The organism is Phenylobacterium ferrooxidans (genome assembly GCF_042714595.1).
GTDB lineage: Bacteria > Pseudomonadota > Alphaproteobacteria > Caulobacterales > Caulobacteraceae > Phenylobacterium > Phenylobacterium ferrooxidans.
On sequence record NZ_JAOTJD010000036.1, the window covers coordinates 38,149 to 51,236 of the forward strand.

Genomic DNA, 13,088 nt, shown 5'->3' on the forward strand with positions numbered 1-13,088 from the left:
ATAATACGGGTCTAGCCGGCCCGCGCCGCCGCGAGCGGCTTTCCAGGGACCGCGCCAAGCCGCTAGGATCACCGCTCAGCAGCGACAGACTGCACGGTGAGGAGTGAGACATGATCCAGGGACCCATCACGGGCGGACAGCACGGCTGGGCGTTCAACCGGCCGCTCATCGACCTGGCGGCCAAGGGCTTCGTCGAGGCGGAGTACTTCCTGGAGGGTCAGGCGACCACCTACGGGCCCGTCGCGGGCGCCGAACTGGGGCGCGACGGCAAGTGGACCGTGGAGCCCAAGGGCAAGGTTCCCTTCAAGACCCGTTTCCTGGTCTATCGGCCCGCCGACCCGGCCAAGTTCAACGGCACGGTGGTGGTGTGCTGGAACAATGTCACCGCCGGCTATGAGCTGTTCTTCGGGGAGGGCCCCGAGGTGCTGGAGGAAGGCTACGCCTATGTCTGCGCCACGGTGCAGGCCGTCGGCGTGCACGGGTTCGAGGCCAACCCCCAGGGGCTGGCGGCCTGGGACGCCGAGCGCTACGGCAGCCTGAGCATTCCCACCGACGACGCCTCCTATGACATCTTTTCCCAGGTCGCCCGGGCCGTGGGGCCGGGCCGCAACGGGGCCGTCGATCCCATGGGCGGGCTGGCGGTGAAGAAGGTGATCGGCCTGGGCGCCTCGCAGTCGGCGGGGCGGCTGTCGACCTATATCAACGCGGTCCATCCGCTGGCGCCCGAGCAGGGCGGCCACGCCTTTGACGGCTATATGCTGCAGATCTATTTCGGCGGCGGCACGGCCATCGAGGGCAGCGATCCGCCGGTGCGGGTGTCGCCAGGCGCGCCGGGCGCCGCGCGTCCCCTGGCCCGCGCCCAGAACCTGATCCGCGAGGATCTCGATGTCCCGGCGATGATCGTCAACACCGAGCTGGAGGCGATCGCCTGCCTGAAGGTGCGCCAGCCCGACACCGAGCGGTTCCGCACCTGGGAGGCCGCGGCCCTGACCCATGTGTCCTATCAGGCCCAGTTGACCCGCAACGAGAAGTACCAGCGCGACTTCGGCGTGGCGCCGGCGGCGCCGTCGGAGGACATGAACCGCATCTACCTGCAGCCCTTCTATGACGCGGCCCTGCATCACATGAACCGCTGGGTGAACGGGGGCGCAGCCCCGCCGTCTCAGCCGCTGATCGACTTCGACGCCGACGGCAAGGTGGTGCGTGATCGCCACGGCATCGCCACGGGGGGCGTGCGCCTGCCCCAGGCCGATGCGCCGGTGGCGATGAACAGTTCTGCGCCGGTGAGCGACGACTTCTCAGGCCGCCTGCGGGGATCGAACCGGCCCTTCGACGCCGCGACCCTGGACGCGCTCTATGGCGACGAGGCGGGTTACCTGGCCCGGTTCCGGCAGGCGGCGGGGGCCGCCGTCGCGGCCGGGGTGATGATGCCCCGCGACGTCGAGCCGGCGGTGGCGGAGGCGGCGCTGGAATACCGGCGCGCGCAAGCGCTCTCGGCGCGTGAGCCCGCCACGACGGCGGGCTGACGCGGGAGGTCACTCCTCGAGGGCGTAGCCAAGCTTCAGGCTGACCTGGAAGTGGGCCACCTGGCCCTCCTCCACGTGCCCGCGCACCTGGGTGACCTCGAACCAGCGGATGTGGCGGCGGTTTTCCGCCGCCTTGGTGACGGCGGTGCGGATGGCGTCGTCGATGGACGTCTTGGACGTGCCGACGATTTCGCTGACGCCGTAGGTGTTGTCTTCGGTCATGGAGCCTCCAGGTTTCTGCAGGTCCTGAGCGCGCGACGGGGGCGAGGGGTTCCAGGCCGGGCGCCCGGGACCGCGCCCCGGCCCGATCTTTACGCGGCCCTTACGCAGGCGCCCGCGATCCCGCATCGAACCGCAACGCCGCGCCGGGCTAGCACCGGCCTGTCCATGTGGACGGGTCAGCAGCAGGTTCGAGATGGCGGCGGTACAGGTTGAGGACGGGTCGGCGCAGGACGACCCCAAGGTGGCGCGGCGCAGGTTCTGGGCCCTGACGCTCGGGTCCATCGGGGTGGTGTTCGGCGATATCGGCACCAGCCCGCTCTACGCCATGAAGGAGGCCCTGGCCCACGCCAAGGGCGGCTCGGGCGACCTGGCGGTGTTCGGGGTGGTGTCCCTGGTGTTCTGGGCGCTGCTGCTGATCGTGACGGTGAAGTACACCCTGGTGGTGATGCGGGCCGACAACCGCGGCGAGGGCGGGACCCTGGCCCTGATGGCGCTGGCCCAGCACGCCCTGGGGCGGCGATCGCGGCTGGTGTTGATCCTGGGGATCTGCGGGGCGGCGCTGTTCTATGGCGACGGCCTGATCACCCCGGCCATCTCGGTGCTGTCGGCCACCGAGGGCCTGGCCCTGGCGCCGGGGATCGGCAAGCTGTTCGAGCCCTATGTGCTGCCGGCCGCCGCCGCGATCCTGGCCGGACTGTTCCTGGTGCAGTCGCGCGGCACGGCGGCGGTGGGGCGGTTCTTCGGGCCGATCACCCTGGTCTGGTTCCTGGTGCTGGCCTGGCTGGGCCTGATCCACATCGTCCAGGAGCCGGCGATCCTGGCGGCCTTCAACCCGGTCTATGCGGTCAAGCTGCTGGTGAGCAACGGCCTGCTGGGCTTGGCCATCCTGGGCAGCGTGTTCCTGGTGGTGACCGGCGCCGAGGCGCTCTACGCCGACATGGGCCACTTTGGCCGGGCGCCGATCCGGGCGGGCTGGCTGATGGTGGCCTTCCCCTGCCTGATGCTGAACTATCTGGGCCAGGGCGCCCTGGTGCTGGCCGATCCCCAGGCGGCGGCCAATCCGTTCTTCCTGATGATCCCGCAGGCGGCCTACTGGCCGGTCATGCTGCTGACGACGGCGGCCACGGTGATCGCCAGCCAGGCGGTGATCACCGGCGCCTTCTCGGTGACCCAGCAGGCGGTGCAGCTGGGCCTGCTGCCGCGCATCGACATCAAGCGGACCAGCGAGACCATCGCCGGCCAGATCTATGTGCCGGCGGTGAACGCCTTCCTGCTGGTGGGGGTGCTGTGGCTGCTGGTGATGTTCCGCTCCTCCTCCAACCTGGCGACCGCCTATGGCATCGCGGTGACGGCGACCATGGTGGTGACCGTGCTGCTGCTGTTCGTGGTGGCGCGGCGGCAGTGGAAGTGGCCCCTGGCCGCGGTGCTGGCCCTGGTGATCCCGCTGCTGGCCATCGACCTGGTGTTCCTGGGCTCCAACGTGATGCGGATCGCCCAGGGCGGCTGGTTCCCCATCGCCATCGGCGGGCTGATCGTGCTGGTCATGCTGACCTGGATGAAGGGGGTGGCGATCCTGGGGGACAAGACCCAGCGCGACTCCCTGCCCCTGGCCGACCTGATCGAGAGCCTGAGGGCGCGGCCGCCGCACCGGGCGCCGGGCACGGCCATCTTCCTGACCTCCCAGGGGGACCTGGCCCCCGTGGCCCTGATGCACAACCTCAAGCACAACAAGGTGCTGCACGAGAAGAACGTGATCCTGACCGTGGCCACCAGCGACCGGCCGCGGGTGGCCGAGGACGCCCGCGCAGCGGTGGAGAGCCTGGGGCCCGACTTCAGCCGGGTGACCGTGACCTACGGCTTCATGGAGCAGCCCAATGTGCCCGCCGCCCTGGCCGCCGGCCGCCGCCAGGGGCTGAGGTTCGACATCATGGCCACCTCGTTCTTCCTGGGACGCCGCTCGGTGCTGCCGGGCCGGGAACCGGGAATGGCGCTGTGGCGGGACAGGCTGTTCATCTACCTGCTGCGCAACGCCGCCAACCCCACCGACTTCTACCAGATTCCACCAGGCCGGGTGGTGGAGATGGGGGCCCAGGTCACCGTCTAGGGGCCGGTCACGAACCGGTAGCCGACGCCTGGCTCCGTCACGATGTGGCGGGGCTGGGCGGGGTCGGGTTCGAGCTTGTGGCGTAGTTGGCCGATGAAGACCCGCAGGTACTGGGTGTCGTGGACATGGGCCGGGCCCCAGACGGCGGTGAGCAGCTGGCGGTGGGTGACCACCCTGCCCGCGCCCTCCACCAGCTGGGCCAGCAGCTGGAACTCCTTGGGCGACAGCCGCACCGCCGCCCCGTCTCGACGCACCGCGTGCATGGCCAGGTCGATCTCCAGGGCTCCGGCCGTGACGCTGCGCGGGGCGGCGTCCGTGGGCGCGCCGCGGCGCAGGGCGACCCGCAGCCGGGCCAGCAGCTCCCCTACCCCGAAGGGCTTTTCCACATAGTCGTCGGCGCCCAGGTCCAGGGCATCGATCTTCTCGGTCTCCCGGTCACGGGCCGAGAGGATCAGGATGGGCCCGGCATAGAAGGCGCGCGCCTGCGCCAGGGCCGCCTTGCCGTCCATGTCGGGCAGGCCGAGGTCGAGGATCACGGCGTCCGGCGCGCGGCGGGCCAGCTCGCGCAGGCCGTCGGCGGCGGTGTCGGCGCGGATCGGCTCGAAGCCGGCCGCCTCCAGGGCCGGCGTCAGGAACCGGTGGATCTGCGGCTCGTCGTCGATGACCAGGATGCGGGGGCGCAGGCTCACATCAGGTCCTTGGGGGTCGGGTGCGGCTTTGGCAAGGCGATCAGGATGCGGGTCCCGTGGCCGTCGGCCACCGGGCTGGAGGCCGCGATCCGCCCGCCCATGGCCTCCACGAAGCCCTTGGCGATGGACAGGCCGAGCCCCAGCCCCTGGCCCCGGTCGGTGGGTTGGTTCAGCCGGCGGAAGCGGTCGAACACCTGCTCCAGGGCCTCAGGCGGGATGCCCGGACCGGCGTCCTCGATGGCGATCAGCACATGGCCAAGGTCCTCGTGGACCGCCAGCTCGATGGGGGCTCCCGGCGGGCTGTAGGCCGCGGCGTTCTCGATGATGTTGAGCACCGCCTGTTCCAGCAGGGTGGGATCGGCGTTGACGCGGGAGAGGCGCTCGGCGAAGTCGCGGCGGATGGGGCGGCCGTCCAGGCGGCCCTCCAGCCAGTCCACCGCCGAGGCCAGGACCGCCCGGACATCGGTGAGCTCGCGGCGCGGGGTCAGGGCGCCGCCCTCCAGCCGGCTCATGTCCAACAGGTCGCCGACATAGCGGTTCAGCCGCCGCGCCGCCTGGGCGATGCTCTCCAGCAGGTCGCGGCGGACGGCGGGCTTCAGCTCGGCCTCGAAGTCCAGCAGGGTGGTGGAGGACCCCAGCACGGTGGCCAGGGGGGTGCGGAAGTCATGGCTGATGGAGTTCAGCAGGGCCGAGCGCAGGTGGTCGGCGCGGCGCAGGCCGTCCAGCTCGGCGGCGGCGGCGGCGAGGCTGGCGCGCTCCAGGGCCACGGCCCCCTGGCGCAGCACGGCGGTGAGCAGGCCCTCCTCGTCGGCGGGCAGGCGTGGGCCGCGCAGGCCAATCACCCCCACCTGGCCGCCCACCCCCTGCAGCGGCCGCATGGCCCAGCTTCCATCCTCGGCGTCGAGACCGGAGTCCCACACCTGGCGGGCGGCGGCGAGGGTCGCCTCCGACAGGTCGGAAAGCCCCTCGGGCCCGGCTGCCAGGCGCATGGACCCGACCTCCGGCAGCAGGACGATGGCCGCCCGGCCCGCGAGGGCGGCGGCCTGGTCGGCCAGCACCCGCGCGGCCTCCGCCGGAGTGGCGGCCGCCGACAGCCGCCGGCTGGCCTCGAACAGCGCCTCCAGGTGTCCGGCCCGCCGCGCGGCCCAGCGGGCCTGATCCCGGGCCCGGCCGGCCAGCCATCCGGTGGACAGGGCCACGGCGAAGAAGACCAGGAAGGTGAGCAGGTCGGCGGGGCGCTCGATGGCCAGGGTCAGCCGGGGACTGAGGAAGAAGAAGTTGTAGCTCAGCGCCGCGGCGCAGGCGGCCAGCAGGGCCGGGCCGAAGCCGAGGGCCAGGGCGCTCAGCAGGACGCTGAGCAGGAACAGCATGGCGATGTCGGCGCTGTTGACGCGGCCGGCGGCCAGATGGCCCGCCACGCCGGCGGCGGCCACCCCGGCCACGGCGGCGGCATGGCGCAGGACGAGGCTGGCCGGCGTGGCGCGCGCCGCGGGGGGATCAATCGGCATGGGATCTGAGAGCCTGCACGTCTCGATCCTAGACCCGCGCGCATAGCGTGGCCACGGGCGGCCGTTCGGCCCGGGACGGCTATCAGCGGGGCTGGGGCCTGATGCACACCGACCTGGCGCAGAAGGTGGCCGCCGATCCGCTGTACCAGGCCGCGGCCGAGGCCAGCGGCGGCTGGTCGCTGATGGTCGAGGCCAAGCGGATGAACCTGTTCCTGATCCTCACCAACTTCTTCGAGACGCTGGAGGGCAAGGACGTCATCGAGTTCGGCTCGTACCGGGGCGGCAACGCGCTGTTCATGGCCCACGTGCTGAAGGCGGTCGCCCCCAAGGCCAAGATCTATGCCTGCGACACCTATGCCGGCATGCCGGTGACCGACGCCGCCCGGGACCTGCACGGGGCCGGCGACTTCGCCGAGGCCTCCTTCGAGGCGCTGTCCAAGCGGCGCGACAAGCTGAAGCTGAAGAACCTGGTGGTGGTGAAGGGGTTGTTTGAGGACACCTTCCCCGGCATCGCCAGGAAGAAGCCCAGCTTCGGCCTGGCCCACATCGACTGCGATATCTATTCCGGCGTGAAGTACGCTCAGGACGCCGTCTGGCCGTTCATGACCAAGGGCGGCTATGTCGCCTATGACGACGCCGACGCGCCCTCCTGCATCGGCGCCACCGAGGCGGTGGAGGAGCTGGTCATGGCGCGCCGCCTGCACTCCGAGCAGGTCTGGCCCCACTGGGTGTTCCGGGCGGGACTGTAGCGCCGAGGCCCCCGCCTCACGGGGCTCTGGCGTCGAAAGGGTTCAGGCCGGCTCAGGACAGCCGCTGCAGCCTTGAGCGGAGCGCGGCCACCGGATTGCGCGCCGCAGGATGTCGATGAGCCTGGGCCAGCTCGGGTCGGCCCGCGACGGGAGCGGCCGCGCCGATCTGGAAACGGCCCACCAGCTTGCCAAGGTCGGCGGCCTCGGACTTCAGGCTGGCGGCGGCCGCGGTGGTCTGTTCCACCATGGCGGCGTTCTGCTGGGTCACCTGGTCCATCTGGTTGACGGCGGCGTTGACCTGGTTGAGGCCCACCGCCTGCTCCTGGGACGACTTGGAGATCTCCGAGATCAGCAGGTCGATCTCGGCGAACTTGGTGACGATGCCGCCGAGCGCCTCGCCGGTGTCTCCCACCACCTTGACGCCCCGATCCACTTGCAGCCGGCTGGCGGCGATCAGCTCCTTGATTTCCTTGGCGGCGCTCGCCGACCTCTGGGCCAGGGCGCGGACCTCCGAGGCGACGACCGCAAAGCCACGGCCGGCCTCACCGGCGCGGGCGGCCTCGACCCCCGCGTTCAGGGCCAGCAGGTTGGTCTGGAAGGCGATCTCATCAATGACCCCGACGATGCTGCTGATCTTGCCGGAACTGGCGGCGATCTCGCCCATGGCCTGGACCGCCTCGCCCATGACCAGGCCGGAACGCTCGGCCTGCCCCTTGGCCTCGCTGGCCGCCGAGGCCGCCTGCTTGGCGCCTTCGGCGCTGCGCTTGATGGTGACGGTCACCTCGTCCAGGGCCGCGGCGGTCTCCTCCAGACTGGCGGCCTGCTGCTCGGTGCGGCGCGAGAGGTCGTCGGAGGCGGCCGAGATCTCATCGGAACCGCCGTTTAGCCCGCGGACCGAATTGGTGATGGCGCCGATCGCCTCCCTCAGGCTGTCGACCGCGGCGTTGAAGTCGGTCTTGATCTGCAGATACTGGCCCTGGAAATCGGCCTCGATCCGGGTGGTCAGGTCGCCTTGCGCCAGGCGGCCGAGGCTGGCGGCCAAGGCCTCCACCACGGCGCGCTGCTCGATCTCCACCGCCCGCCGCTCGGCTTCGGTGCGCCCGCGCTCGGTGTCGGCGGCGGTGCGCATGCGGTCGGCCTCGGCCTCAAGGTCCCTGGCCTGGAGGCCCCTGTCCTTGAAGACCTGGACCGCGCGCGCCATGGCGCCGATCTCGTCGCCGCGCTCGGCGAAGTCGACCTCCACGGCGTAGTCGTCCTGGGCCAGGGCGCCCATCACCCCCGTCAGACTCCGCAGCGGCCGGATGGCCACCAGGGCCCAGGCGGTGATGAAGGCGCCGATCCCCAAGGCGCCGGCGCAGAGCAGCAGGGTCAGGACCTGGAAGCCCTGGGCGATGGCGCGCGCGTCGCCGGCCACAGCCTTGTTCTTGGCTTCCTCAAGGTCGATGAACTGGTTGATCTCCTTCAGCCACTGGATGAAGGCCGGTCGGGCCTCGCTCATCAGCAGAGCCTTGGCGCCGGCCTCGTCGCCCGCCTGGCGCAGGTCCGCCACCTGGGCGATCAGGGGCAGGGTCCGGGCCTCGGTCGCCTTGATGGCGGCCAGAATCTCGACCTCGTCGGGGGTGACCTGCTCACCTGACGTCAGGATCGCGTCGAGGGGGCCGGCCGAGGCCGCATAGCTGGCGCCCAGTCGGTCGATGTCGCCCAGGATTGTCGTCAACTCGGCCGGATCGGAGACCAGGACGACGTCCCGCAGGCGAATCGCGCGGTCGTGGACGCTGCCGCGGAAGTTGATGGCGTAGCGTTGCTTGACACTATTGACGTCGTTGATCGTCGCCAATTGGTTGTTGATCGTTTTGACCCGGTTTATACTGACACCGGCCATGGCGATCATTAAAATAAGCAGAATGACATAGCCAGAAGTAAGGCGCGTACCGATCTTGAAATTACTGAACACGCCCGGACTCTCCACACTCTCGCTATGCGCGATAAGTACGATGCCGTAGATTCCATAGATTAAATATTGATCTCTTTTCGAGGCTTCACCTTCCAGAAGGTCCAGGCGCTGCAATTTGACGCCCCGTCGTCCGCGGCCGGCCTCCAAGCTAAGCGCCAGGGGCGGCGGCAGGGACCAGGGACAGACCGGGATGGGCGTTCCTGGCCTCAGGACCGGGGGACGGCGACCGCGGACCGACGGCGATAAGGTTGGTCGGGCCGGTGTGGCTGGGGCCGCCCCGCGCACGATCGGGATGGCGCCTTCTCGCGCCCTGAGCATTACCATGGGATGCAAAAGACCAACCATTTCCTCGACACCCTGCCCGCCAAGGCCCGCGCCTTGATCGAACCCGACCTGGAACGGGTCACCCTGAAGCGTGACGACACCCTGGCCGAGGTGGGCCGCACGGTGGAGATGGTGCTGCTGCCCACCGACTCGATCATCTCGGTGATCGCGGTGATGGCGAACGGCGACCAGGTGGAGAGCCGCACCATCGGGCGCGAGAGCGGGTTTGGCCTGCTGCATGCCCTGGGCTCGCCCTACGCCTTCGAGCGGGTGATCGTGCAGGTGGGCGGCGAGGCCTGGAAAATCCGCACCGAGACCCTGCGCCGGGCGGCGGCCGCCAGTCCGATGCTGACCGACGCCATCATCCGCCACGCCCAGGCGACCATCGTCCAGACCGCCCAGACCAATGCCTGCAACGCCCTGCATGCGACGCCGCTGCGGTTGGCGCGCTGGCTGCTGATGACCCAGGACTGGCTGGGGGGCGACGCCGTCGTGCCGCTGACCCAGGAGCACCTGGCGATCATGCTGGGGGTCCAGCGGACCACGGTGACGACCCTGGCGGCCTCTCTGCAGGCCGAGAGGATCATCCGCTACAGCCGCGGCAAGATCCGCATCCTGGACCGCGAGGCCCTGACGGCGCGCGCCTGCGAGTGCTACGAGACCGTCACCCTGGCGGTGGACCGCATCCTGGCCGACCGGGTGGAGCGCGCCGCCTGATCCAACCGCCCTGGCCTCAGGACCGGGAGGCCGCGACCCGCGGATCGAAGGCGATGACGTTGGTCTGGCCGGGGTTCAGGAGCTGGGGTGTCGGGGGCTCGGTGGTTTCGTCCGGGCCGGGGCGCAGGGCCGCGCCACTGGCGGCGCCGACGCAGGTGGCGGATGCAACGGCGGCGAGCCAAAGTCGAAGGCTGAGACGATGGGGCATGGCCGTTGGGGTGACAGGTTGGAGGAGCCTCTCTAACCGGTCCGCGCGCGCTCGGTTCCGCCCCGCAACGTCGGAGCGCCGACAATTTTGGCGCTGGTGGCGCGACCTTCACGATGTCGGGACAGATTGGCTGGGGAACTAGGACTCGAACCTAGAACGACGGTACCAAAAACCGCTGTGTTACCATTACACCATTCCCCAGCAGGAACGCCGCTGGGCCGAGGCCTGCGCGAGGGCGTGGAGATAGCGCAAGCCTTCCTGGGATGCAACGGCTTCAGGGTCGCTTGCGGCGCGGAAAGCGCTCCTCTATAAGCGCCCTCCTCAAGTCGGAGTGTGGCTCAGTCTGGTAGAGCACCGCGTTCGGGACGCGGGGGTCGCAGGTTCGAATCCTGCCACTCCGACCAATTCTTCCCTCGCTGACGCGGGGGATTTTCCCGCGCCCAATTCGTCCCGAGTAGTCCGTCGGTTAGGCGGATAATGGCCCGCGCGCCTGGCTCTCCGAGAGCCACCAACCCGCCCTCATATGCCCATTTCGCCTGCCGCTCTCTGGAGCCATTCCAGAAGTGTGACTTTCGCCTTCCGCCCCTGAGAACAGGGGAAAGAACAGGGGGTGGCCAAACGACGGCGACCGCCGGTGAACACCGACGGTCGCGATCGCAACTAAGAATTGTTGTAAGGGTCAGCCGATCGCGGCGAAGCGCCGACGCTGCTCGGACCAGTCCCACGGAAGAGGCTGCGCGGTCAGGCCAGCCAGCGAGACGGACCGAGGTTGCGCGCCCTGCAAGACCGCTTCGGTGAGATCAGGCGCGAGATAAGCCAGGGGCAGAAGTCGGGCCGTATAGTTGTGACAAAGGCCATTTTGGCGGGCGAGTTCTTTCACCGAACTCACCTCACCGCTCTCCAGCTGGGTCGCCCACACTCGGGCGAGCGCCATCGCTCGCAGGAGCGCGCTGACGCCGACGCATGTGGAAGGCTATGGACGGAAGCAGACAGCACGCTGACGGGCCCGAGCCTCGGGCTCGCTATGTGAGGTGGTGCCCAAAACGCGGCTCTTCCGGCCAGTGCCCTTATCCCTTTTCGCGTACGTCCGGAACTGACGTTGGGGTGGTCACGGGTTCTCCACGAGCGACGCCAGATCCCGCCAACCGCCCTCGCTGCTCCCGAGCCGCCGCCCTCAACGGCGCACGCGACCATGGACCTTGTTCGTCCAGTGGCCGTGCGTATCGGGCCGGCTCGATCTGCTCAATCCACCGCCAGGCAGACCGCCTTGAGGGATAGGTACTCGTCCAGGCCGTGGCGGGAGCCCTCGCGGCCCAGGCCCGACTCCTTCACCCCGCCGAAGGGGGCGATCTCGGTGGAGATCAGGCCGGTGTTAAGCCCCACCATGCCGTATTCCAGCGCCTCGCTGACCCGCCAGGAGCGGCTGAGGTCGCGGGTATAGACATAGGACGCCAGGCCCGCCCGGGTGGCGTTGGCCAGGGCGATCGCCTCGGCTTCGGTCTCGAAGACGACGATGCCGGCCACGGGGCCGAAGGTCTCCTCCTGGGTCAGCAGGGCCGAGGGCGAGACGTGACTCAGGACGGTGGGCGCGTAGAAATTCCCCTCGCCCAGAGGCTTGCCGCCGGTGAGCACGATGGCCCCTCCCTGGACGGCGTCGGCCACGTGCTTCTCGACCTTGGCCAGGGCCTTGGCGTCGATCAGCGGCCCCTGGTCGGTCTCGCCCTCCAGGCCGTCGCCGACCCGCATCGCGGCCACCTTGGCGGCCAGGCGCTGGGCGAAGGCCTCGGCGATCCCGGCCTGGACATAGAAGCGGTTGGCGCAGACGCAGGTCTGGCCGGTGTTGCGGAACTTGGACGCCATCGCTCCCTCGACGGCGGAGTCGAGGTCGGCGTCGTCGAAGACGATGAAGGGGGCGTTGCCCCCCAGCTCCAGAGACACCCGCTTGACGGTGTCCATGCACCGCGCGCCCAGCATCTTGCCCACGGCGGTGGAGCCGGTGAAGGTGAACTTGGCGATGCGGGGATCGGTGGTCAGCACCTCGCCGATGGGACCGGCATGGCCGGTGACGATGTTGAACACACCGTCGGGCACGCCCGCCTCCGCCCCCAGCACGGCGAGCGCCAGGGCGGACAACGGGGTCAGCTCGGAGGGCTTGAGCACCACCGTGCACCCGGCGGCGAGCGCCGGGCCCACCTTGCGGGTGATCATGGCGGCGGGGAAGTTCCAGGGGGTCACCGCGCCGACCACCCCCACGGGCTGCTTCAAGGTCAGGATGCGCCGGTCGGCCTGGTGGCCGGGGGTCACCTCGCCATAGGCGCGCTTGGCCTCCTCCCCGAACCACTCGAGGAAGGCCGCCGCATAGGCGATCTCGCCGCGCGACTCCGAGAGCGGCTTGCCCTGCTCGGCGGTCATCAGCCGGGCCAGGTCCTCCTGGTGGGCCAGCATCAGGTCAAACCAGCGGCGCAGCACCTGGGCCCGAGCCTTGGCCGACTTGGCGGCCCAGCCCGGCTGGGCGTCCGCCGCGGCGGCCACCGCCTGCTCGGTCTCCGCGCGGCCAAGATTGGGGATGGCGGCGATCGGCCGGCCGGTGGCCGGGTTGGTCACGGCGATGGTCTCCGCCGCCGTCACCCAGGTCCCGCCAATATAGGCCGCTTCCCGCAACAGGTCCGGTCGCGTCAGGGTCAGGCGGTCCCGTTCAGGCTTGGTGTCGGTCGTCATCAAACAATCCTCAGAGCATCTTCAAGTCGATCCAGGCCCTCGTCCAGCAGGGCGTCGGATATGGTCAACGGATAGAGCAGGCGGATGGTCTCGCCGTGGATTCCGCAGGACAGCAGGATGAGCCCCTCCTCCAGGGCCCTGGCGGTCACCAGCTTGGCCGCCGCGCCATCGGGCTCGCGGCCGCCGCGGGAGGTCACCAGGTCGAAGGCGATCATGGCGCCCGGCCCACGGATCCCGGCGATGGGCCGCAGGTCGTTGCGCGCCTCGAAGGCCTCCAGCCGCGCGCGGGTGCGGTCTCCCAACGCCTCGGCCCGGGCCAGCAGGCCCTCCTCGGCGATGGCGTCCAGCACCGCCAGGGCCGCGGCGCAG

The 13,088-nt window shown here is 70.0% G+C and carries 12 protein-coding genes and 2 tRNA genes; 5 read left to right on the plus strand and 9 right to left on the minus strand.

Annotated elements, in window-relative coordinates:
* The first annotated feature begins 110 nt into the window (after window positions 1–110).
* Entirely contained in the window at window positions 111–1,526 is a 1,416-nt protein-coding gene (locus tag OCL97_RS16880) for an alpha/beta hydrolase domain-containing protein (RefSeq protein WP_377371015.1), read from the plus strand.
* 9 nt (window positions 1,527–1,535) lie between these two features.
* Here the strand turns inward: OCL97_RS16880 and OCL97_RS16885 are convergent, their stop codons facing one another.
* Window positions 1,536–1,748 carry a dodecin gene (locus OCL97_RS16885; protein WP_304779163.1) on the minus strand — a complete coding sequence of 71 codons (213 nt, stop codon included), beginning with the start codon at window positions 1,746–1,748 and terminating at the stop codon, window positions 1,536–1,538.
* A gap of 193 nt (window positions 1,749–1,941) precedes the next feature.
* On the opposite strand from OCL97_RS16885, the gene OCL97_RS16890 reads away from it, so the two are divergent.
* On the plus strand, window positions 1,942–3,852 hold the full coding sequence (locus OCL97_RS16890; RefSeq protein WP_377371016.1) for a potassium transporter Kup: 1,911 nt from the start codon (window positions 1,942–1,944) through the stop codon (window positions 3,850–3,852).
* On the opposite strand, the gene OCL97_RS16895 is transcribed toward OCL97_RS16890, so the two are convergent.
* Window positions 3,849–4,541 carry a winged helix-turn-helix domain-containing protein gene (locus OCL97_RS16895; RefSeq protein ID WP_377371017.1) on the minus strand — a complete coding sequence of 231 codons (693 nt, stop codon included), beginning with the start codon at window positions 4,539–4,541 and terminating at the stop codon, window positions 3,849–3,851. The two genes, OCL97_RS16890 and OCL97_RS16895, sit on opposite strands and share 4 nt — an antisense overlap.
* Window positions 4,538–6,049 (minus strand): sensor histidine kinase, encoded by a 1,512-nt coding sequence (locus OCL97_RS16900; RefSeq protein ID WP_377371018.1) that lies wholly within the window; start codon window positions 6,047–6,049, stop codon window positions 4,538–4,540. The genes OCL97_RS16895 and OCL97_RS16900 overlap by 4 nt, the downstream gene beginning before the upstream one ends.
* 47 nt (window positions 6,050–6,096) lie before the next feature.
* On the opposite strand from OCL97_RS16900, the gene OCL97_RS16905 reads away from it, so the two are divergent.
* Entirely contained in the window at window positions 6,097–6,798 is a 702-nt protein-coding gene (locus OCL97_RS16905) for a TylF/MycF/NovP-related O-methyltransferase (protein ID WP_377371019.1), read from the plus strand.
* Window positions 6,799–6,850: 52 nt separating this feature from the next.
* On the opposite strand, the gene OCL97_RS16910 is transcribed toward OCL97_RS16905, so the two are convergent.
* Window positions 6,851–8,752, minus strand: a complete 1,902-nt coding sequence (locus OCL97_RS16910) for a HAMP domain-containing methyl-accepting chemotaxis protein (RefSeq protein ID WP_377371021.1) — start codon at window positions 8,750–8,752, stop codon at window positions 6,851–6,853.
* A gap of 327 nt (window positions 8,753–9,079) precedes the next feature.
* Between OCL97_RS16910 and OCL97_RS16915 the strand changes: the two genes are divergently transcribed.
* Window positions 9,080–9,793: a Crp/Fnr family transcriptional regulator gene (locus OCL97_RS16915; RefSeq protein WP_377371022.1), complete on the plus strand. Its 714-nt coding sequence runs from the start codon at window positions 9,080–9,082 to the stop codon at window positions 9,791–9,793.
* A gap of 16 nt (window positions 9,794–9,809) precedes the next feature.
* Here the strand turns inward: OCL97_RS16915 and OCL97_RS16920 are convergent, their stop codons facing one another.
* Both OCL97_RS16920 and OCL97_RS16925 read right to left on the minus strand, forming a co-directional pair.
* On the minus strand, window positions 9,810–10,001 hold the full coding sequence (locus tag OCL97_RS16920; RefSeq protein WP_377371024.1) for a hypothetical protein: 192 nt from the start codon (window positions 9,999–10,001) through the stop codon (window positions 9,810–9,812).
* Window positions 10,002–10,128: 127 nt separating this feature from the next.
* Window positions 10,129–10,202: transfer RNA gene (locus tag OCL97_RS16925), tRNA-Gln, on the minus strand.
* Window positions 10,203–10,328: 126 nt separating this feature from the next.
* Here OCL97_RS16925 and OCL97_RS16930 point away from each other — a divergent pair.
* Window positions 10,329–10,405 (plus strand) — tRNA-Pro (locus tag OCL97_RS16930).
* A gap of 275 nt (window positions 10,406–10,680) precedes the next feature.
* Here OCL97_RS16930 and OCL97_RS16935 read toward each other — a convergent pair.
* The 3 genes from OCL97_RS16935 to OCL97_RS16945 form a co-directional block, all read right to left on the minus strand.
* Window positions 10,681–10,935 (minus strand): hypothetical protein, encoded by a 255-nt coding sequence (locus OCL97_RS16935; protein ID WP_377371025.1) that lies wholly within the window; start codon window positions 10,933–10,935, stop codon window positions 10,681–10,683.
* 308 nt (window positions 10,936–11,243) lie between these two features.
* On the minus strand, window positions 11,244–12,719 hold the full coding sequence (locus tag OCL97_RS16940) for an NAD-dependent succinate-semialdehyde dehydrogenase (protein ID WP_377371027.1): 1,476 nt from the start codon (window positions 12,717–12,719) through the stop codon (window positions 11,244–11,246).
* Window positions 12,719–13,088 (minus strand): aminotransferase class III-fold pyridoxal phosphate-dependent enzyme (locus OCL97_RS16945; RefSeq protein WP_377371028.1); only part of this gene is annotated, 370 nt, incomplete at its 5' end. The genes OCL97_RS16940 and OCL97_RS16945, both read right to left, overlap by 1 nt.